The following is a 20,126-nucleotide window of genomic DNA, read 5'->3' as shown; positions in this document are numbered from 1 at the left end:
GTCAGTCCCCCGGGGTGCAGGGCGCCGCGCATTCCGGGGGGACGGCGGCCGCCGCCGTCGGTCCGGCGGTCCCGGCCGGTCCGGCGGGACCGCCGGACCGGCCGGCGAGCAGCCTGCGCGGCCCCGGCCCCTCGTCGCCGAGCCGGTCGTAGGGGTTGGCCAGCGCGCACCTGCTGATCGACAGGCAGCCGCAGCCGATGCAGTCGGTGAGGTCGTCGCGGAGCCTCTCCAGCTGGCGGATCCGGTCGTCGAGCTCGCCGCGCCACGTCTCCGACAGCCGCGCCCAGTCCGCGACCGTGGGGGTGCGCTCCTCGGGCAGGGTGGCGAGCGCGTCGCGGATGGCGCCGAGCGGGATCCCGACGCGCTGCGACACCTTGATGAAGGCGACCCGGCGGAGCGTGTCGCGGGTGAACCGGCGCTGGTTCCCGGCGGTCCGGCGGCTGCTGATCAGGCCCTTGGACTCGTAGAAGTGCAGCGCCGAGACGGCCACGCCGCTCCGCTCGGCGAGCTGCCCGACCGTCAGTTCGTGCACCCGGTGCTCCAGCCGCGTCATGGCCCGCATCCTACGCGACCTCAACCCCGCTTGAGGTCGGCCGCCGCCACGGACATCGCCGCCGGTCAGGGGCGGGCGGTCAGGGGCGGTGGGCGGCGCGCACTCCCTGCGGCCGCTCCACGGTCCGGCCGAGCCGGCGCAGCCGGAACGCGACGCCGAGCATCGCGGCGCCGAACATCAGCGCGAGCAGCCCGATCAGCCAGACCACCGCGATCGCCCCCGAGACCGGCCAGGCGAACAGCAGGATCCCGAAGATCAGCGAGATCGCGCCGGTCAGCACGTAGAGCCACTCGCCGCGCAGCTCGCGGTGCAGCGCGACCGCGACGACGATCTCCAGGAGACCGGTCGCGACCGCCCACGCGGCGATCAGCATCAGCAGGATGAACGCGGTGATGCCCGGCCAGGCCAGCGCGGCGACGCCGAGCGCGATCCCGGCGACCCCGGACAGCGCGAGCAGGCCGCGCGGGCCGCCGGTCGTGCCGCGGACCGCCTGCGTCACCGCGACGATCCCGTCCACGAGCGCGTACGCGCCGAACAGCAGCACCAGCGCGAAGACGGTGATGCCGGGCCACACGAGCGCGACGATGCCGAAGAGGATCGCGAACGCGCCGCGCAGGGCCAGCACCCACCAGTGCCGCGTCATCAGGTCGAGCATGCCGGGCCTCCCGGGTCGGGGACTTCCCCAAGTGATGGCCCGTTTTCCGTCCCGGCAACGCCAAGGCCGGTCGCGGACTCCGCAAAGTCCGCGGCCGGCCCCGCGCTCACGCCGTGCGCCGGTCAGCGCGCCGGGTCAGTGCTCCAGGCGGCGCACCAGGTCGTGGTACTCGTCCCACAGCGCCTTCGGCATGTGGTCGCCGAACTTCTCGAAGAACTCCGGCACGAGTGCGGCCTCCTGCTTCCACACCTCGGTGTCGACCGACAGGAGCGTCTCCAGGTCGGCGTCGTCGATGGTGAGGCCGTCGGTGTCGAGCGCCTCCTTGGTCGGCAGGTGCCCGATCGGGGACTTGGCGGCGTCGGCCTTGCCGTTGAGGCGCTCCACGATCCACTTCAGGACGCGGCTGTTCTCGCCGAAGCCGGGCCAGATGAACGCGCCGTCGGCGTTCTTGCGGAACCAGTTGACGTAGTAGATCCGCGGGAGCTTCTCGGCCTCGGTCGCCTTGCCGATGTCGAGCCAGTGGCCGAAGTAGTCGCCCATGTTGTAGCCGCAGAACGGCAGCATGGCGAACGGGTCGCGGCGCAGCTCGCCGACGGCGCCCTCGGCGGCGGCGGTCTTCTCCGACGCGATGTTCGCGCCGAGGAACACGCCCTGCTGCCAGTCGAAGGACTCGGTGACCAGCGGGACGGCGGAGGCGCGCCGGCCGCCGAACAGGATCGCCGAGATCGGGACGCCCTTCGGGTCCTCCCACTCGTCGGCGATGATCGGGCACTGCCCGGCCGGGGTGGTGAAGCGGGCGTTCGGGTGGGCGGCCGGGGTGTCGGACTCCGGCGTCCAGTCGTTGCCCTTCCAGTCGGTGAGGTGCGCGGGCGGCTCGTCGGTGAGGCCCTCCCACCACACGTCGCCGTCGTCGGTGAGCGCGACGTTGGTGAAGATGCTGTTGCCCCACAGCGTCTTCACGGCGTTGGCGTTGGTGCTCTCGCCGGTGCCGGGGGCGACGCCGAAGAAGCCGGCCTCCGGGTTGATGGCGTAGAGGCGGCCGTCGTCGCCGAACCGCATCCAGGCGATGTCGTCGCCGATCGTCTCGACCTTCCAGCCGGGGATGGTCGGCTCCAGCATCGCGAGGTTGGTCTTGCCGCACGCCGACGGGAACGCGGCGGCGACGTAGCGGGTCTCGCCCTCCGGCGGGGTGAGCTTGAGGACGAGCATGTGCTCGGCCATCCAGCCCTCGTCGCGGGCCATCGTCGAGGCGATCCGCAGCGCGTAGCACTTCTTGCCCAGCAGGGCGTTGCCGCCGTAGCCGGACCCGTACGACCAGATCTCCCGGGTCTCGGGGAAGTGGGTGATGTACTTGGTGGAGTTGCACGGCCACTTGACGTCGGCCTGGCCGGGCTCCAGCGGCGCGCCCACGGAGTGGACGGCCTTGACGAACGAGCCGCGCTCCTCGATGAGCCTCAGCGCGCCCGCGCCCATCCGCGTCATGATCTTCATCGACACCGCGACGTAGGCGGAGTCGGTGATCTCGACGCCGAGCTGGGAGATGGTGCCGCCGAGCGGGCCCATGCAGAACGGCACCACGTACATGGTGCGGCCCTTCATGCAGCCGTCGAAGAGGCCGTCGAGGGTCTCCTTCATCTCGGCGGGGGCGACCCAGTTGTTGGTGGGACCGGCGTCCTCCTCCTTCTCGGAGCAGATGAACGTGCGGTCCTCGACGCGGGCGACGTCGGTGGGGTCGGACGCGGCGTGGAAGCTGTTCGGCCGTTTGGCCGGGTCGAGCCGCGTGAGCGTGCCCTGCTCGACGAGGAGGCCGGTGAGCCGCTCCCACTCCTCGTCCGAGCCGTCGCACCACTCGACGCGGTCCGGCTTGGTCAGCTCGGCGATCCCGCGTACCCACTCAATCAGTTCGGTGTGGCCAGTTGGGGCCTGGTCGAGGCCGGGGACCTGGATGGACACGGGCTACTCCTTCAGCTGTTCGCAGGATGTTTGCATGATGAACAAGACCCGTCGTTTTTGCCATTTGGTCTGGACCAATCCCGTCAGCATTTGAGGCTTCTTGCCCGATTTGTGATTGTTCTCACGCGGTGGCGGACGTGACGCCCGCCACCCCGGCATGGTTCGGTGAGGGCACCCTCAAGCTGGATAAACGTGGGTCTCGGTGGCCTTCACGGCCGCCCAGATCGTGCTGCCCTCCGACAATTGGAGTTCCGCGACGGCGGCCGGAGTCACGTCCGCCACGGCGTCGAAAGGCGGCCCGGACAGCTGCACACGGACGCGGTCGCCCTGCCGTTCCACCGCCGCCACGCGGGCGCGCCACAGGTTGCGCGGGCTGCCGTCGGGACGCGTCCGGTACAGCGCCACCGACGATGGCGCGAAGGCAATGAACACCTCACCCTCGGGTGAGTCCACCGTGTCCAGGGTCCCGGCGCCGCCGCCGATCACCACGGTCCCGCCCTCGGCCCTGCCCCGGTACAGGTTCAGCCCGACGAGCCGCGCCACGTAGCCGGTGCGGGGGCGGCGCGCGACGTCCGCGGGCGCCCCCTCCTGGACGAGCCGCCCGCCCTCGACCACCGCGATGCGGTCGGCCAGCACCATCGCGTCCAGCGGGTCGTGGGTGACGAGCACGGCCGCGCCCGCGAACCCGGCGAGGTGGCGGCGCAGCGCGGCCCGGATCTCCAGCCGCGTGTGGGCGTCGAGGGCGGCGAGCGGCTCGTCCAGCAGGAGCAGGCCCGGATCGACGGCCAGCGCGCGGGCGAGCGCCACGCGCTGCGCCTGCCCGCCCGACAGCGCGCGGGGACGGGCCGACGCGTACGCGCCGAGCCCGACGCGCTCCAGCCACGCGGCGGCGGTGCGGCGGGCGGCGCGGCGCCCGGCGCCCCGGCAGCGCGGCCCGAACGCGACGTTGTCCAGCGCGCTGAGGTGCGGGAACAGCAGGTAGTCCTGGAAGACCATGCCGATGCGGCGGCGGTCGGGCGGCAGCGGGCGCAGGTCCTCGCCGTCCACCCGGACGTGCCCGCCCGCCATCGGGACGAGCCCGGCCAGGGCCCGCAGCGCGGTGCTCTTCCCGGCGCCGTTCGGGCCGAGCAGCGCCACGACCTCGCCCGGCGCGGCGGTCAGCGGCAGGTCGAGGTCGAACCCCGCCCGCCGCACGACGAGGCGGGCGTCCAGCCCGCCGCCCATGTCGCTCATGTGCTGTTCACCCACCGGTCGCGCAGGGCCGCCAGGACGATCACCGAGACGGCGAGCAGGACGAGGCTGAGCACGATCGCGGCCTGCGGGTCGGTCTCCAGCGCCAGGTAGACGGCGAGCGGCATCGTCTGGGTGCGGCCCGGGAAGTTGCCCGCGAAGGTGATCGTCGCGCCGAACTCGCCGAGCGCCCGCGCCCAGCACAGCACGGCGCCGGCCGCCACGCCCGGCGCGACGAGCGGCAGCGTGACCCGGCGGAAGATCGTCCAGCGGCCGGCGCCGAGGGTGGCGGCGGCCTCCTCGTAGCGCAGGTCGGCGGCGCGCAGCGCGCCCTCCACGCTGATCACCAGGAACGGCATCGCCACGAACGTCTCGGCCAGCACGACGCCGGCGGTGGTGAACGGGAGCGTGATCCCGAAGGCGGCGTCCAGCGGGCCGCCGACCAGCCCGCGGCGGCCGAGGACGAGCAGCAGCGCGACGCCGCCCACGACCGGCGGCAGCACCAGCGGCACCGTCACCAGCGCGCGGACCAGCCGGACGCCCGGGAACGGGACGCGCGCCAGCGTCCAGGCCAGCGGGACGCCGAACAGCACGCACAGGCAGGTGGCGAGGGTGGCGCTGAGCAGCGACAGGCGCAGCGCGTCCAGCACCTGCGGCTCGAGCAGCCGGGTGCCGAGCGTCGACCAGGGCGCCCGGACGAGCAGCCCGGCCAGGGGCAGCACGAGGAACCCCAGCCCGATCAGCGCGGGCAGCAGCAGGATCCACGGCGGCCGGCCCGGCACCGCGTCGGATCTCATGGCGCTTCGAAGCCCGCCCCGGTCAGCACCGCCTCGCCCTCCGGGCCGAGCACCAGGTCGATGAAGTCGTCGGCGAGGGCGGCGTTCGGGGCCTTGGCGACCCGGACGATCGGGTAGTCGTTGACGGCCTTCGCCGCCTCGGGGAACTCGATCCCCCGGACCCTCCCGTCCGCCGCCTTGACGTCGGTGCGGTAGACGAGGCCGGCGTCGGCCTCCCCGAGCCCGACCTTGGTCAGGACGGCCTTGACGTCCCTCTCCCGCGACGCGGGCTCGACGCGGACCCCGGCGGCGTCGAGCGCGGTCTTCGCGGCGGACCCGCAGGGCACCTGCACGGCGCACAGGACCACCTTCAGGCCCGGCCGGGACAGGTCCCGAAGTGCGGCCACCTTGCCGGGATCGTCCTTGGGAATGGCGATCACCAGGCGGTTCCTGGTGAACACGCGCGGCTGCCCGGCCGCGTCGCCGGCGTCGGTCACGGTCGTCATCGTGGCCGGGTTCGCGGACGCGAACACGTCCGCCGGGGCGCCCTGCGTGATCTGCTGCGCGAGCGTCGAGCTGCCGCCGAAGTTGAACCGGACCCTCACGCCGGGGTGCGCGCCCTCGAAGGTCTTCCCGAGCGCCGTGAACGCCTCGGTCAGCGACGCCGCCGCGAACACCGTCAGCGTCCCGCCGCCGCCCGTGCCGCCGCCCGCTCCGGGCGAGCCGGACGAGCCGTCCTCGACGTCGCCGCAGCCCGCCGCCACCGCGAGCAGGAGGGCCGCCGCCACCGCGGTGCGCTTGATCATGATGCTCCCGGTTCCGCGACCTCGACCACGACGTTCGTCGACTTCACGACCGCCTCGGCGACCACGCCCACCTGGAGGCCGAGGTCGTCGGCGGCCTCCCGGCTCATCAGCGACACCACCCGGAACGGGCCCGCCTGGATCTCCACCTGCGCCATCACCCCGTCCCGGACCACGTCGGTGACGATGCCCCGCAGCCGGTTGCGCGCCGAGGAGAACCGCTCGGGCTGGTCGGACGGCGCCGCCCCGCGCGCCTGGTCGCGCACGAACGCGGCGAGCTCGGCGCCCGGCACGCGCCGGTGCCCGTGCTCGTCGCGGGACGCCGGGAGCCGCCCGCCGTCCACCCAGCGGCGGACCGTGTCCGCGCTGACCCCGAGCAGCGCCGCCGCCTCACTGATCCGGAAGGTGGTCACGGGCCTCAGCCTAGCCAACCGCAGATGCGAGGGAAAGCCAGCGTCTGACCGCGAACCTGCGAGTGCTGCCCCATGCTCAAGCTTGCAGTTGCGGATCATCGCCCGATCAACGGCACCCGACGTCGGCCGCAATATCCACTTTCCATGGAAATGCTCCCTTTTTGGCCACGTGTGGGTCTTTGAACCGTGTGGATCGCCCGGCTCCGGGTAAACGGTGACTCAAACAGAATTCGGACGCCCGGTCAGGAGGAATGATCATGACTGGGACCATGCGAGCACCCCGTACCCGGGGCGTCCTCAGTGGAGTCCTGCTGATCCTGCTGGGGCTGTGGGGCGGCCTGCTGCCCTTCGCCGGCCCCTACTTCGGCTTCGGCTTCGCACCGGACGACACCTGGGTCTACACCACCGACCGGCTCGAACTGAGCATCGCGCCCGCCGCCGCGGCCGTGCTCGGCGGGCTGATCCTGCTCTTCAGCGCCAACCGCGCCTTCGCGATGTTCGGCGGCTGGCTGGCCGCCCTCGGCGGCGCCTGGTTCGCCGTCGGACCACTCCTCGCCACGCTGTGGGACGTGACCGGCATCGGCGCCCCGCTCGGCACCACCGAGGGCCAGATCCTCGCCGAGCGGCTCTCCGGGTTCACCGGGCTCGGCGTCGTGATCGTGTTCCTCGCCGCGTTCGCGCTCGGCCGCTTCGCCGTCATCGGCGCGCGGGAGCGGGCGCGGGAGCGGCCCCTGCCCGCGGGGGACCCCGCACCGGCCGGCGCCACCCAGCCGATCGTCCACGGACGCTACGCGCGGGAGAACCAGCCGGCGCCGCCGCCGCGACCCGGCGACCAGCACGTCGCGGGCGACACCCGCTACGACCGCTGACGGCCGCCCGGGCCGTCCGCCAGCGTCACTTGCGGTCGCGAGCGCGCATGTTGCGGACGGCCTTGGTGGTCTCGTAGCTGCCGCGCTCGTCGTCCGTCCGGACGTCGTCGCGGTCGGTGAACATGGCCACGAAGGCGATCAGCAGGCCCACACCGCCGATCCACGGCTCCCGCCACGCGAAGCTGAGCGCCACGCATACGGCGGCCACGGAGAGCAGTAGCAAGAGCTTCACGTCGCACCCCTCGACCCGCGCCCTGGTGCCCGGAGGGCAGACCTCCGGACGAAACCGGTGTCCGTCCCGGGATCAGCGAGTAATGGAAGACTTACTCCCGTCCCGTAGAAGGCATCCTGACACGACGCGGCCCGGTTCCGCTACTTCCTGCCCTTGCCGCGCTTCTCGCGGATCTTCATCGCGATGTCGAGCGGGGTGCCCTCGAAGCCGAACTCCTCGCGCAGCCGCCGCTCGATGAACCGCCGGTAGCCCTCCTCCAGGAATCCGGAGGTGAACAGCACGAACCGCGGCGGCCGCACGCCCGCCTGCGTCGCGAACAGGACGCGCGGCTGCTTGCCGCCCCGCACCGGGTGCGGATGGGAGTTCACCAGGTCGGCGAAGAACTGGTTCAGCTTGGACGTCGGGACGCGCGTGCCCCAGCCGTCCAGCGCGGTCTCGATGCCCGGCACCAGCTTCTCCATGTGCCGGCCGGTCTTCGCGGAGATGTTCACCCGGGGCGCCCAGCGGGCGCTGTGCAGCTGCCGGTCGATCTCGCGCTCCAGGTAGTGGCGGCGCTCCTCGTCCAGCAGGTCCCACTTGTTGTAGGCGATCACCAGGGCGCGTCCGGACTCGACCACCATCGAGATGATCCGCAGGTCCTGCTCGGCGAGCGGCTGGTCGGCGTCCACCAGCACCACCGCGACCTCGGCGCGCTCCAGCGCCGACTGGGTGCGCAGCGTCGCGTAGAAGTCGGCGCCCTGGTTCTCGCGGTGCCGCCGCCGGATCCCCGCCGTGTCGATGAACCGCCAGGTCTTGCCGCCGAGCTCGATCAGCTCGTCGACCGGGTCGCGGGTCGTGCCCGCCACCGAGTCGACGACCGCGCGCTGCTCCCCCGCCAGCTTGTTCAGCAGGCTCGACTTGCCGACGTTCGGACGGCCGAGCAGCGCCACCCGGCGCGGCCCGCCCTCCGCGCCGAACGACTCCGCCGGCGGCTCCTCCGGCAGCGCCTCCAGCACCGCGTCGAGCAGGTCGCCGCTGCCGCGCCCGTGCAGCGCGCTGACCGGGTGCGGCTCGCCGATGCCGAGCGACCACAGCAGCGCCGCGTCCGACTCGGCGCCGATGTCGTCGACCTTGTTGGCGACCAGCACCACCGGCTTGCCGGACCGGCGCAGGATCTCCACCACGGCCTCGTCCACGTCGGTGGCGCCCACGGTCGCGTCGACCACGAACATCACCACGTCCGCCAGGTCGACCGCCAGCCGGGCCTGCTCGGCGATCGCCGCGGCCAGGCCGGACGAGTCGGGCAGCCAGCCGCCGGTGTCGACGACGGTGAACCGCCGCCCGCTCCACGTCGCGTCGTAGGCGACCCGGTCGCGGGTCACGCCCGGGACGTCCTCCACGACGGCCTCGCGGCGGCCGAGGATCCGGTTGACGAGGGTGGACTTGCCGACGTTCGGCCGCCCCACCACCGCCACGACCGGCGCCGGGCCCGCCTCGTCGGCGACGTCCTCGACGGCGCCCGCCGTCTCGATCTCGTATTCGCTCACACGCTCACTCATGCTCTTTGGCGAGGCGGACGACCGCCTCGATGACCTCGGCGAGGCTCAGCTCCGTCGAGTCGATCTCGTGCGCGCCGGCCGCCTTCGTCAGCGGCGACGCCTTCCGGGTGGAGTCGAGCCGGTCCCGCCGGGCCTGCTCGGCCCGCGTGACCGTCACCGACGCGCCCGGGTCGGCGGCCAGGTCCTTCGCGCGGCGCGCGGCGCGCGCCTCCTCGCTGGCCGTCAGGTACACCTTCACGGCCGCGTCGGGGGCGACGACCGTGCCGATGTCGCGGCCCTCCACCACGATCCCGCCGGCCCCGATGATCTCCCGCTGCAGCTCGACGAGGCGGGCGCGGACCGCCGGGACGGCGCTGACCGCGCTGACCGCGTTCGTCACCGCGCGGGTGCGGATCGGGCCGGCCACGTCCGTGCCGTCCACCATGATCGCGGGCGCGTCCGGGTCGGTGCCGCAGGCGATCTCCGGGTCGAGCGCGCGGGCCGCGACGGCGGGGCCGTCCTCGACCGGGACGCCGTTCTCCAGCATCCACCACGTCATGGCGCGGTACATCGCACCGGTGTCCAGGTAGCGCAGCCCGAGCGCGCGGGCGACCCCCTTGGACGCGCTGGACTTGCCCGAACCGGAGGGTCCGTCCATGGCGATGACGAGCGACACGATCGCTCCCTCTCTTCTTCGTCGGAACGCCCGGCGGCCGCGGGCTGGCGGGCGGAGCGGGCGGCGCTCGCCGCCGCACGGGCGCGCAGATCCCCCGGACAAGCCCCGGCGACCCAGGCTACCGGTCCCCGGGACTAGCCGGGGACGGACCAGCCGCGGGCGCGCAGCTCCGCCGCCAGCCGCTCGGCGGCCTCCGGGACCACCGACAGCTCCAGCACGCCGAGCGGGCGGCCCGGCGAATGCTCGATCGTCACGTCCTCGATGTTGACCTGCGCGATCCCCGCCGCCTGGAAGATCATCGCCAGCTCGCCCGGACGGTCCGGGATGACCACCTGGACGGTCGCGTAGGCGGGCTGGTCGCCGCCGTGCTTGCCGGGGATGCGGGACCGGCCCGCGTTGCCGCGCAGCAGCAGGTCCGCGACGTGCGCGGCGGCCTCCTCGCTGCCGTCGCGCAGCAGCGACGCGGCCACCGCGAGATCGGTCGCGACCGCCTCCAGCACGTCCGCGACGGGCTGGGAGTTCGCCGACAGGATGCCGATCCACAGCCGCGGGTCGCTCGCCGCGATCCGGGTCACGTCCCGGACGCCCTGCCCGGACAGGCCGAGCGCCACGTCGTCCGCACCGGTCAGCCGGGCCGCGACGGCCGCCGACACCACGTGCGGGCCGTGCGAGACGAGCGCGACCGCCCGGTCGTGCTCGGCGGCGTCCACCTGGACCGGCATCGCCCCGCACGCCTTCGCCAGGCCGGTGACGACCTCGACGGTCTCCGGCGCCGCCTCCGGGGTCGCGCACAGCGCCCACGGGCGGCCGAGGAACAGGTCGGCGCGCGCCGCGCTCGGCCCCGACCGCTCGCTGCCCGCGAGGGGGTGCCCCGCCACGAACGTCGTCAGGTCGCAGCCCAGCTCCGCCGCCTGCGCCAGCGGCAGCGCCTTCACGCTCGCCACATCGGTGTAGGCCGCGGCGAGGCCGCGCTTCTGCGCGTCCAGCAGCGTCACCGCCACCGCGGCCGGCGGCACCGCGAGCACCGCCAGGTCGGCGGGCTCCTCGCGCGCCCCGTCCGGCAGCGCCTCCCCCGCGCCCAGCTCCACCGCCAGCGACAGCGCCGCCGCGTCCCGGTCGGTCAGCAGCACCTCGGCGCCGCGCTCGCGCATCGCCAGCGCGATCGACGTGCCGATCAGGCCCGTCCCGACCACGACGATCCGCCGCGGCGCCCTGTCGTCGTCACTCACGCCAGAAGACCTTACTGTGCAGTGCCATCGCCTCGCTCCGCTTCCCTCCGGTGCTACTGCGCCCTGCCATTGCCTCGCTCCGCTCGGGCGCTATTGCGCGATGTCCAGGCGCAGGGCCGTGGCGCCGCGCAGGTAGACATGCTGGACGGCGGAGCGGGGCCGGGCGGTCTCGATGTGCGCCATCAGCCGGATCACCCGGGGCAGCGCGCCCGGGACGCCGATCTCGGTCGCGCACAGCAGCGGCACCTCGTGGAAGCCGAGCTTGCGGGCGGCGAGCGCCGGGAACTCCGCCGTCAGGTCCGGCGTCACCGTGAAGATGACGCTGATCACGTCGTCGGTGCTCAGCTCGTTGCGGGCCATCACCTCGGAGACGAGCTCCGTCGTCGCCTCCAGGATCTGGTCCCGGTCGTCGGCGTCGATCTGCGTCGCCCCCCGGACCGCGCGTACCGCCACAGTCGTCTCCCCTCCTCGTGCCGGGCCTTCTCGCCCCGGCCGTCCCTACAGGCCGACGGCCTTGTACAGCTCGCCGACCTCGCGCACGGTCAGCGCGCGCATCCCGCCCGGCTTCAGCGACCCCAGCTTGATCGGCCCGAACTCTATGCGGGCGAGCTGCTGGACGGGGAACCCGGTCTCCTTCAGCAGCCGCCGGACGATGTGCTTGCGCCCCTCGTGCAGGGTGATCTCCACGAGGACGCGGCGTCCGACCTGGTCGAAGATACGGAACTTGTCGGCCTTGGCGGGCCCGTCGTCGAGGGTCACCCCGGCCTTCAGCCGCTTGCCGAGGTCGCGCGGGATCGGGCCGTGGATCTCCGCAAGGTAGGTCTTGTAGACCCCGTAGGACGGGTGGGTGAGGCGGTGCGACAGCTCCCCGTCGTTGGTGAGCAGGATCAGTCCCTCGGTGTCGGTGTCGAGCCGCCCGACGTGGAACAGCCGCTCGGGCACCTCCACGTAGTCGGCGAGCGACTTGCGGCCCCGCTCGTCCGACATCGTGGACACGACGCCGCGCGGCTTGTTGATCGCGTAGTAGCGCATCTCGGCGCGGGTCTCGACGCGCTTGCCGTCCACGTGGATGACGGCGGTCCGCGGGTCGACGCGCTCGCCGAACCGGAACACCTTCTTCCCGTCCACCGTGACGCGGCCCTCGCCGATCAGCTCCTCGCAGTGGCGGCGGCTGCCGATCCCGGCCTCGGCCAGCACCTTCTGCAGCCGCACGCCCTCGTTGTCGCTCACGTGTCCTCAGCTATCCACTCTGTCTTCTGGCAGGTCATCGGGGAGGTAGGGGGCGAGCTCGGGCAGCTCGTCGAGGTCGCGGAGGCCGAGGCGCTCCAGGAAGTACCCGGTGGTGCGGTACAGATGCGCCTGCGACTCCGGGTCCTGCCCGGCGTCCTCGATCAAGCCGCGCAGCGTCAGCGTCCGCATGACGCCGTCGCTGTTGACCCCGCGGATCGCCGACACGCGGGCCCGGCTCACCGGCTGCCGGTAGGCGACGACGGCGAGCGTCTCCAGCGCGGCCTGCGTCAGCCGCGCCTGCTGCCCGTCGGTGACGAACCGCTCCACCACCGGGGCGCACACGTCCCGGGTGTAGAACCGCCATCCGCCGGCGACCTCCCTGAGGTCGAACCCGCGGCCCTGCCCGGTGTATTCCGCGGCCAGCTCCCGCAGCGTCTCCTCGATCTCGCCGCGGGGGCGCTCCAGCAGCTGCGCGAGCGTCATCACGGTGACCGGCTCGTCCACGACGAGCAGGATCGCCTCGATCGAGGCGCGCGTCCCCGGGAGTTCCGGCGCGCCCGCGCCGGGTTCCTCAGTCATCGTCCTCCTCGTCCTTGTCCCCCGGCCCGCCCGTGTCGGCGGGGCCCGTGTCGGCGGGGTCGTTGTCGGCGGGGTCCTTCTTGGGGGCGCCCTCGTAGTCGTCGCCGACCTCGACGTCCCCGTCGTCGGTGCCGGTCCAGGTCACGCGCAGCTCGCCGAGGGGCTCGTCCTGCTCGAACGTGACGGCCTGCTCCCGGTACAGCTCCAGCAGCGCCAGGAAGCGCGCGACGACCTCGTAGGTGCCCTCCGCGTCGGCGGCGAGGACGCGGAAGGTCGTCCGGCGCAGCCGGCGGAGCATCGCCACGACGATCGCGGCCTGCTCCTTGACGCTGGCCTTCGGCTGGTACATGTGCTCGACCGACACCGCGGGCGGCGCCTTCGGCGCGAGGGCCTTGGCGGCGAGCCGCGCGAACTCCTCCGGGCCGAGGCCGAGCAGCACCTCCGGCAGCAGGTTCGCGAACTTCGGCTCCATCGGCACCAGCCGGGGGAACCGCCGGCTCGCGTCCGCGATCCGCCCGGCGAGGACCTGCGCGACCTCCTTGTAGGCGCGGTACTGCAGCAGCCGCGCGAACAGCAGGTCGCGGGCCTCCAGCAGCGCCAGGTCCTCCTCGTCGTCGACCTCGCCGGACGGCAGCAGCCGCGCGGCCTTCAGGTCCAGCAGGGTCGCGGCGACCAGCAGGAAGTGGCTGGCCTGGTCGAGGTCCCAGTCCCGGCCGTAGGAGCGGATGTGCGCGATGAAGTCGTCGGTGACCTTGTGCAGCGACACCTCGGTGATGTCGAGCTTGTGCTTGGAGATCAGGCCGAGCAGCAGGTCGAACGGGCCCTCGAAGTTGTCCAGGTGGACGCGGAAGCCCTGCTCCTGCTCGCCCTCCGGACCGCCGTCCCGCTCGGGCCCCGGCTCGGGCTCCGGCGACGTCTCGTCCACGTCGCTCACGGTAGCGGAGTGCTCCTCCCGCGCTGTGCTCACCGGCCCCATCGTCCCACGCCCCGGGCGTGCTTCGCGCCACCGCCGGCCACCAGCGGTGACGGCGCGTCCGGACGGGCGGGCGCTACCGCCCGGTCACCGGGCGCGCGGGAGCGCCGGGCGGCCTCAGTCGGTCTCGGCCCACCGGACGAGGACCTCCCGTGCCAGGCTCCGGTACGCGTTCGCGCCCATCGAGCTCGGGTCGAAGAACGTGATCGGCTCGCCCGCGACCGTCGCGTCCGGGAACCGGACCGTCCGGTTGATGACGGTGTGGAAGACCTTCTCGCCGAACGCCTCGACGATGCGGCCGAGGACCTCGCGGGTGTGCAGCGTCCGCGAGTCGTACATGGTGCCGAGGACGCCGTCGATGACCAGTTCCGGGTTGATCCGGCCCTGGACCTTGTCGATCGTCTCCATCAGCAGCGCGACGCCGCGCATCGCGAAGTACTCGCACTCCAGCGGGATCAGCACGCCCTCGCTGGCGGCCAGCGCGTTGACCGTGAGCAGGCCGAGCGACGGCTGGCAGTCGATGAGGATGTAGTCGTAGTGCGGGACGGCCGACTTCAGCGCGCCCTGCAGGATGTACTCGCGCCCGACCTCGTGAACGAGTTGGACCTCCGCGCCGGACAGGTCGATGTTGCTCGGCAGCAGGTCCATCCCGTCGACGCCGGTCTCGATGACGACGTCCTCCCACTCGGTGTCGTGTTCGAGCAGCAGGTTGTGGATCGTCACGTCGAGCTGGCGCGGGTCGCCCTTGCCGAGCCCGACCGACAGGGCGCCCTGCGGGTCGAAGTCGACGAGCAGCACGCGGCGGCCGTACTCGGCGAGCGCCGCGCCCAGGTTGATCGTCGTCGTGGTCTTGCCGACGCCGCCCTTCTGGTTGCAGACGGCCACGATCCGCGCGGGCCCGTGCTCGGCCAGCGGTTCCGGCTCCGGGAACACCGGAACGGGTCGCTGCGTGGGCCCGAGGGCGCGGCTCGGGTCGGTCTCTATGGTGGCGGAGGAAAGGACTCCCTCCGCACCGTTAGTGCTGGTCACCAGATCCCTCCCCGGCGGCCCGGAAATGCCATCCAGAACGGGGACTCTAGGGCCGTCCACCCCGGGCCACAAGCCGACGCGCGCCGAACGTCGCGATTTGTGCCGCGACCGGTCCGTCCCATTCGTCCCACTGTGCGCCCCTGTCCGGCCGGTCCCGCGCCGGTCAGCTCCGGGCCCGCGGATGCGAGGTCGCGTACACCTCGCGCAGCAGCTGCACGGTCACCAGGGTGTACACCTGCGTCGTCGTCACCGACGCGTGGCCGAGCAGTTCCTGCACGACGCGGACGTCGGCTCCGCCGTCCAGCAGATGGGTGGCGAACGAGTGCCGCAGCGTGTGCGGCGACACCTCCGACAGCCGCGCCCGGTCGGCGGCGGCGCGCAGCACCATCCACGCGCCCTGCCGCGACAGCCGCCCGCCGCGCGCGTTCAGGAACAGCGCCGGGCCGCCGCGGCCCGTCCCGGCCAGCTCGGGCCGGGCCCGCACCAGGTAGGCGTCCACGGCGTCGCGGGCGTAGTCGCCGATGGGCACCACCCGCGCCTTGCCGCCCTTGCCGGCGACGCGGGCGAAACCGTCGCGCAGGTCGAGGTCGTCGACGTCCAGGCCGACCGCCTCGGAGATGCGCGCCCCCGACCCGTAGAGCAGTTCGAGCAGCGCCCGGTCGCGCAGGCCGCGCGCGGTGTCGCCGGACGCGCCCGCCGCGGCGAGGAGCCGCTCCACGTCCTCCAGCGAGATCGCCTTCGGCAGCCGCCGCGGCGGCGTCGGCGGCTTGACGTCATGGGCCGGGTCGCCGGAGGCGAGGCCCTCCCGCAGCGCGAACCGGTGCAGGCCCCGCACGGCGACGAGCGCCCGCGCCGCCGAGCCCGCCGACAGCGGCGGACGGCCCTCGCCGCCCTCCCGCAGGCCCACCAGGAACGCGCGGACGTCGTCCTCGGTGATCTCGCCGATCGCCCCGCGGCCCCGCGCGTCCTGCACCTGCGCGTAGCGGCGCAGGTCGCGGCGGTAGGAGCTGAGCGTGTTGGCGGCCAGGCCCCGCTCGACGGCGAGGTGCCCCAGGTACGCCCGCACGGCGGCGTCGAGCGCGGAACCCGTGCCCGCGTCCTGGGCGGTGCTCCGGGGGGACGGGCTCGGGGACAGTGCGGCACCTCTTCCGGCCGGGGAGTGCGGGGACCCGCCCATCATGCCCCCTCCGGCCGCCGGAGGGGGACCTCATCCGGCTCAGTCCTCGGGCGCGTCGGCGGGCCGCAGCGCCGCGAAGCCGGCGTCGCGGGCCGCCCGCGCCGCGAGCACCCCCATGCACACGATCATGTTGTGCAGCTCGCCCGCCAGCACCTTGCGGACCGCCTCGTCCAGCGGCACCCACACGACCGGCATGTCGGCCTCCTCGTGGACGCGCTCGAAGTCGATCTCGTCGGCGGGCACCTCGGCGAGGTCGCGGGCCAGGAAGATCCGGACGCGCTCGTCGGCCATGCCGGGCGAGGTGAACACGTCGACCAGGGTGTCCCAGCGGCCGGCGCGGTAGCCGGCCTCCTCCAGCAGCTCCCGGGCGGCGAGCTCCCGCAGCGGCTCGCCGTCCACGTCCCGCAGCCCGGCGGGCGCCTCCCACAGCATCCGCGCCACCGCGTGCCGGTACTGGCGCAGCATCAGCACCCGGCCGCGGTCGTCGAGCGCGAGGACGCCGACGGCGCCGATGTGCTCGACCACGTCGCGGCCGACCACCTCGGTGCCGCCGCCCGCCGGCATCTCCACCCGGTCGCGCCGGACGCCGAACACCGGGCCCTTGAAGGCCGGGGACGACTCCACGACGGGCCAGCGCTCCGGCCGGTCGCGGACGTCCCCGACACCGAGGCCGGCGCTCACGCGCCCGCCCCGCGCTGCTCGGCGTAGTCCAGCGCGGCGGCGATGAGGCCGGTGAACAGCGGGTGCGGGCGGGTCGGGCGGGACCGGAACTCCGGGTGCGCCTGGGTGCCGACGAAGAACGGGTGCCGCTCGCGGGGCAGCTCCACGTACTCGACGAGCCGCCCGTCCGGGGACAGGCCGGAGAACCGCAGCCCGGCCTCCTCCAGCCGGTCGCGGTAGGCGTTGTTGACCTCGTAGCGGTGCCGGTGCCGCTCGGACACCTTCGCCTCCCCGTACAGCTCCCGCACGATGGAGCCGTCGGCGAGGTCGGCCGGGTACATGCCGAGCCGCATCGTGCCGCCCATGTCGCGCTCCCCGGCGACGACGTCGAGCTGGTCCGACATCGTCGCGACGACCGGGTGGGCGGTGCTGGCGTCGAACTCGGCGCTGCCCGCGTCGGCGAGCCCGCCGAGCGTCCGCGCCGCCTCGATGACCATGCACTGGAGGCCGAGGCAGATGCCGAGCAGCGGGACCCGGTTCTCCCGGGCGTGCCGGACGGCGCCGAGCTTGCCCTCGATGCCGCGCACCCCGAACCCGCCGGGGATCAGCACGCCGTCGACGCCGTCCAGCTCCCGCTTGGCGCCCTCGGGGGTGTCGCAGTCGTCGCTCTTCACCCAGCGGATGCGCACCTTGGCGTCGTTGCCGAACCCGCCGTGCCGCAGCGCCTCGGTCACCGACAGGTACGCGTCCGGGAGGTCGATGTACTTGCCGACCAGCGCGATCGTGACCTCGCGGGCCGGCTTGTGGACGCGCCGGAGCAGCTCGTCCCAGGCGCCCCAGTCGACGTCGCGGAACGGCAGGTCGAGCCGCCGCACGACGTACGCGTCCAGGCCCTCGGAGTGCAGCACCTTCGGGATGTCGTAGATGGACGCCGCGTCCACGGCCGACACGACGGCCTCCCGGTCCACGTCGCACATCAGGCTGATCTTGTGCTTGAGCCCGTCGGTGATCGGCCGGTCCGACCGGCACACGATCGCGTCGGGCTGGATGCCGATGGAGCGCAGCGCCGCGACCGAGTGCTGCGTCGGCTTGGTCTTCAGCTCCCCGGACGGGCCGATGTAGGGCAGCAGCGACACGTGCAGGAAGAAGCAGTTCTCGCGGCCGATCTCGTGCCGGATCTGCCGGACCGACTCCAGGAACGGCAGCGACTCGATGTCGCCGACCGTGCCGCCGACCTCGGTGATGACGATGTCGACCTCGGTGTCGTCCGCCATCCCGCGGATCCGGTCCTTGATCTCGTTGGTGATGTGCGGGATCACCTGCACGGTGTCGCCGAGGTACTCCCCGCGCCGCTCCTTGGCGATCACGTTCGAGTAGACCTGCCCGGTGGTGACGTTCGCCGACCCGTGCAGCTCGGTGTCCAGGAACCGCTCGTAGTGCCCGATGTCCAGGTCGGTCTCGGCGCCGTCGTCGGTGACGAAGACCTCGCCGTGCTGGAACGGGTTCATCGTGCCGGGGTCGACGTTGAGGTAGGGGTCGAGCTTCTGCATGGTGACCCGGAGGCCGCGCAGCGTCAGAAGCCGCCCCAGGCTGGACGCCGTCAGTCCCTTGCCGAGGCTGGAGGCGACACCGCCGGTGACGAAGAGATGCTTGGTAGGACGTGATCTACCGATGGCTGCCGATGGCAAGAAGGCGCTCCCGTGGTCGAGATGAGGCGGACGAGTCTCATCGTCCACGGGCCACCAGGATAACAACTGAATCGCCCAGGCCGGACGCGCCCCGCGACATCGCCGGCCGCCGCGGCCGCCACCGCCCTAGAGGCGGGGCGTCGCGGCGCTCGGCATGATCGTGCGGAGCTGGCGGGTGAGCTCGTCGATCAGGGAGCGGGCCTGGTCGGCGGCCTGCCGGGCGGCGTCGCGCTCCTGGGACAGCTCGGCGATCTGCGCGCGCTGCTCGGTGACCGCCTGGGCCAGCTGGTCGACCCACTGGTCGCGTTCGGCGAGCTTCTCGGCGACGGCGTCGCGCTCGGCGGCCATCTGCCGCATCCCGGTCACCGCCTTGTCGCGCTCGCGGCCGGCCTGGTCGGCGCGGCCCCGGGCGAGGGTCAGCTCGGACTCGGCGCGGGCCTGCGCCTGCACGGCCGCCTCGCGGGTCCGCTCGGCGGCCTCCCGGGCCTTGGCGCTCGCGTCGCGCTCCCGCTCGGCCTTCTTGGCGGCCTCCAGGGACTGGCTCGCCGTGTCGAGGGCCTGCTGGCGCTCGGCCTCGGCGGCGTCGGCGCGCGCGGCGGCGTCCTGGACGCGGCGCTCGGCGTCCTGCGCCCGGCGCTCGGCCTCCTGGGCGCGGCGCTCGTTCTCCTGGGCGCGGCGCTCGGCGACCTCGGCGCGGCGCCGGGACTCGTCGACCTCCTTGCCGGCGGCGACGACCGCGTGCTGCAGGTTCTGCGCCGTCATCTCGGCGTCGGTGACCTTGGCGCGCATCTGCGCCAGCTCGCCGTGCGCGGTCTCCAGCGCCCGCGACAGCTCCGCGGCCTGCTCGGCGACCCGGTCGCGCTCGGCCTCGGCGGAGCGGCGGGCGCCGGCGGCGTCCTCGACGGCGCGCAGGGCGTCGTCGCGGGCCTCGCTCATGGCGTCGCGCTGCTGGATCGCCTGGCGGACGGTGGCCTCGGCCTCGGCGACGCGGCGCTCGGCCTGCTCGACCTGGGCCTGCACCTGCTCCATCTGCGCGCGGGCCTGGTCGGCCTGGGCGCGGGCCTGGTCGGCCTGCACGCGCCCCTGCTGGGCCTGGTTCCACGCGGCGGCGGCGTCGCGCTGCGCGTTCTCCTTCTCGGTCTGGAGCGCGGCGATCTGCGTGACCGCCTCGTTCTGGACCTCCGCGGCGCGGCGCTCGGCCTCGGCGACCTGCCGCTCGGCCTCGACGGCGCGCCGGTCGGCCTGCTCGGCCTGGCCGCGGGCGCGCTGCACCTCGCCCCAGGCGGCCGCGGCGTCGCGCTGCGCCGACTCCTTCTCCTGCTGCACGGCCGCGATCTGCGCGGCCGTCTCGTTCTGGGCCTCGGTGAGGCGCCGCTCGGCCTCGACGGCGCGCCGGTCGGCCTGCTCGGCCTGGCCGCGGGCGCGCTGCACCTCGCCCCAGGCGGCGGCCGCGTCGCGCTGCGCCGACTCCTTCTCCTGCTGCACGGCGGCGACCTGCGAGGTGATCTCGCTCTGCGCCTCGTTGACCTTGCGCTCGCCGGCGGCGAGCGCGTCGCCGATGAGGTCGGCCATCTGGCGGAGCCGCTCGACGATGTCCCAGGGCTGGGCCTCGGGCTGCTCCTCGGAGGCGAGCACCAGCTCGCCGCCCCCGTGCCTGCCGTGCTGGCCGGGGCGGCCGCCCTGCGCGGGCTGGCCGGGCTGGCCCGGCTGGCCGGGCTTGGCCATCTGGATGGGCTGCTGGGCGGCCGGCAGGGCGGGCGCCTCGGGGGCGCGGCCGGGGTCGCGGCCCATGGCGGGCCAGGGCGCCGCAGCGTCGGGGACGCCGCGGTTGCCGCCCGATCCGTTCAGCTCGCTCACCGTTCTCCTCGCCTCACGGCCGGGAGC

The 20,126-nt window shown here is 73.8% G+C and carries 21 protein-coding genes; 1 reads left to right on the top strand and 20 read right to left on the bottom strand.

All coding sequences use genetic code 11. The features are described 5' to 3' along the window. Window position 1: 1 nt before the first annotated feature. The 7 genes from soxR to ABFX46_RS35270 all read right to left on the bottom strand — a co-directional run bounded on the left by soxR (window position 2) and on the right by ABFX46_RS35270 (window position 6,383). Window positions 2-553: a redox-sensitive transcriptional activator SoxR gene (gene soxR, locus ABFX46_RS35300; RefSeq protein WP_428831342.1), complete on the bottom strand. Its 552-nt coding sequence runs from the start codon at window positions 551-553 to the stop codon at window positions 2-4. Between the two features lie 79 nt (window positions 554-632). After that, the gene (locus ABFX46_RS35295) at window positions 633-1,208 is read right to left on the bottom strand and encodes an HdeD family acid-resistance protein (RefSeq protein ID WP_346048294.1); all 576 of its coding nucleotides are present in this window, start codon (window positions 1,206-1,208) and stop codon (window positions 633-635) included. A 135-nt stretch (window positions 1,209-1,343) separates the two neighbouring features. Further along, window positions 1,344-3,161 (bottom strand): phosphoenolpyruvate carboxykinase (GTP), encoded by a 1,818-nt coding sequence (locus ABFX46_RS35290; RefSeq protein WP_346048293.1) that lies wholly within the window; start codon window positions 3,159-3,161, stop codon window positions 1,344-1,346. A gap of 177 nt (window positions 3,162-3,338) precedes the next feature. Continuing rightward, window positions 3,339-4,394, bottom strand: coding sequence for an ABC transporter ATP-binding protein (locus ABFX46_RS35285; protein ID WP_346048292.1), 1,056 nt, complete (start codon window positions 4,392-4,394; stop codon window positions 3,339-3,341). After that, window positions 4,391-5,188 carry an ABC transporter permease gene (locus ABFX46_RS35280; RefSeq protein ID WP_346048291.1) on the bottom strand — a complete coding sequence of 266 codons (798 nt, stop codon included), beginning with the start codon at window positions 5,186-5,188 and terminating at the stop codon, window positions 4,391-4,393. The genes ABFX46_RS35285 and ABFX46_RS35280 overlap by 4 nt, the downstream gene beginning before the upstream one ends. After that, complete coding sequence (gene modA / locus ABFX46_RS35275; RefSeq protein ID WP_346048290.1) at window positions 5,185-5,973, bottom strand: molybdate ABC transporter substrate-binding protein; 789 nt, start codon at window positions 5,971-5,973, stop codon at window positions 5,185-5,187. The genes ABFX46_RS35280 and modA overlap by 4 nt, the downstream gene beginning before the upstream one ends. Then, a complete protein-coding gene (locus ABFX46_RS35270) occupies window positions 5,970-6,383 on the bottom strand; it encodes a TOBE domain-containing protein (RefSeq protein WP_131939488.1) in 414 nt (137 codons plus the stop codon). The genes modA and ABFX46_RS35270 overlap by 4 nt, the downstream gene beginning before the upstream one ends. Before the next feature lie 257 nt (window positions 6,384-6,640). On the opposite strand from ABFX46_RS35270, the gene ABFX46_RS35265 reads away from it, so the two are divergent. Continuing rightward, window positions 6,641-7,252: a hypothetical protein gene (locus ABFX46_RS35265; RefSeq protein ID WP_346048289.1), complete on the top strand. Its 612-nt coding sequence runs from the start codon at window positions 6,641-6,643 to the stop codon at window positions 7,250-7,252. A 25-nt stretch (window positions 7,253-7,277) separates the two neighbouring features. Here the strand turns inward: ABFX46_RS35265 and ABFX46_RS35260 are convergent, their stop codons facing one another. The 13 genes from ABFX46_RS35260 to ABFX46_RS35200 all read right to left on the bottom strand — a co-directional run bounded on the left by ABFX46_RS35260 (window position 7,278) and on the right by ABFX46_RS35200 (window position 20,099). After that, window positions 7,278-7,484, bottom strand: a complete 207-nt coding sequence (locus tag ABFX46_RS35260; protein WP_346048288.1) for a hypothetical protein — start codon at window positions 7,482-7,484, stop codon at window positions 7,278-7,280. Between the two features lie 140 nt (window positions 7,485-7,624). Continuing rightward, window positions 7,625-9,022, bottom strand: coding sequence for a ribosome biogenesis GTPase Der (der, locus tag ABFX46_RS35255; RefSeq protein WP_346048287.1), 1,398 nt, complete (start codon window positions 9,020-9,022; stop codon window positions 7,625-7,627). Beyond that, window positions 9,015-9,677, bottom strand: coding sequence for a (d)CMP kinase (cmk, locus tag ABFX46_RS35250; RefSeq protein ID WP_346048286.1), 663 nt, complete (start codon window positions 9,675-9,677; stop codon window positions 9,015-9,017). The genes der and cmk overlap by 8 nt, the downstream gene beginning before the upstream one ends. A gap of 134 nt (window positions 9,678-9,811) precedes the next feature. Next, window positions 9,812-10,906 carry a prephenate dehydrogenase gene (locus ABFX46_RS35245; protein ID WP_346048285.1) on the bottom strand — a complete coding sequence of 365 codons (1,095 nt, stop codon included), beginning with the start codon at window positions 10,904-10,906 and terminating at the stop codon, window positions 9,812-9,814. 90 nt (window positions 10,907-10,996) lie between these two features. Continuing rightward, window positions 10,997-11,359 carry a chorismate mutase gene (gene aroH / locus ABFX46_RS35240; RefSeq protein ID WP_346048284.1) on the bottom strand — a complete coding sequence of 121 codons (363 nt, stop codon included), beginning with the start codon at window positions 11,357-11,359 and terminating at the stop codon, window positions 10,997-10,999. A gap of 45 nt (window positions 11,360-11,404) precedes the next feature. Then, window positions 11,405-12,136 (bottom strand): pseudouridine synthase, encoded by a 732-nt coding sequence (locus ABFX46_RS35235; RefSeq protein ID WP_346048283.1) that lies wholly within the window; start codon window positions 12,134-12,136, stop codon window positions 11,405-11,407. 6 nt (window positions 12,137-12,142) lie between these two features. Then, window positions 12,143-12,715 (bottom strand): SMC-Scp complex subunit ScpB, encoded by a 573-nt coding sequence (gene scpB / locus ABFX46_RS35230; protein WP_346048282.1) that lies wholly within the window; start codon window positions 12,713-12,715, stop codon window positions 12,143-12,145. Continuing rightward, a complete protein-coding gene (locus tag ABFX46_RS35225; RefSeq protein WP_346048317.1) occupies window positions 12,708-13,553 on the bottom strand; it encodes a segregation and condensation protein A in 846 nt (281 codons plus the stop codon). The genes scpB and ABFX46_RS35225 overlap by 8 nt, the downstream gene beginning before the upstream one ends. Before the next feature lie 252 nt (window positions 13,554-13,805). Next, a complete protein-coding gene (locus ABFX46_RS35220) occupies window positions 13,806-14,672 on the bottom strand; it encodes a ParA family protein (protein ID WP_243714470.1) in 867 nt (288 codons plus the stop codon). Between the two features lie 208 nt (window positions 14,673-14,880). Next, window positions 14,881-15,897 carry a site-specific tyrosine recombinase XerD gene (gene xerD / locus ABFX46_RS35215; protein WP_346048281.1) on the bottom strand — a complete coding sequence of 339 codons (1,017 nt, stop codon included), beginning with the start codon at window positions 15,895-15,897 and terminating at the stop codon, window positions 14,881-14,883. 36 nt (window positions 15,898-15,933) lie between these two features. Further along, window positions 15,934-16,575, bottom strand: coding sequence for an NUDIX domain-containing protein (locus tag ABFX46_RS35210; RefSeq protein ID WP_346048280.1), 642 nt, complete (start codon window positions 16,573-16,575; stop codon window positions 15,934-15,936). Further along, complete coding sequence (gene pyrG, locus ABFX46_RS35205) at window positions 16,572-18,242, bottom strand: CTP synthase (protein ID WP_203596926.1); 1,671 nt, start codon at window positions 18,240-18,242, stop codon at window positions 16,572-16,574. The genes ABFX46_RS35210 and pyrG overlap by 4 nt, the downstream gene beginning before the upstream one ends. 126 nt (window positions 18,243-18,368) lie before the next feature. Beyond that, the gene (locus ABFX46_RS35200) at window positions 18,369-20,099 is read right to left on the bottom strand and encodes a coiled-coil domain-containing protein (protein ID WP_346048279.1); all 1,731 of its coding nucleotides are present in this window, start codon (window positions 20,097-20,099) and stop codon (window positions 18,369-18,371) included. Between the last annotated feature and the right edge of the window lie 27 nt (window positions 20,100-20,126).

The organism is Actinomadura chokoriensis (genome assembly GCF_039529475.1).
GTDB classification, from domain to species: Bacteria; Actinomycetota; Actinomycetes; order Streptosporangiales; family Streptosporangiaceae; genus Spirillospora; species Spirillospora bangladeshensis.
Note: the sequence above shows the minus strand (reverse complement) of the source record. Positions and strands in the feature narration are given on the sequence as shown.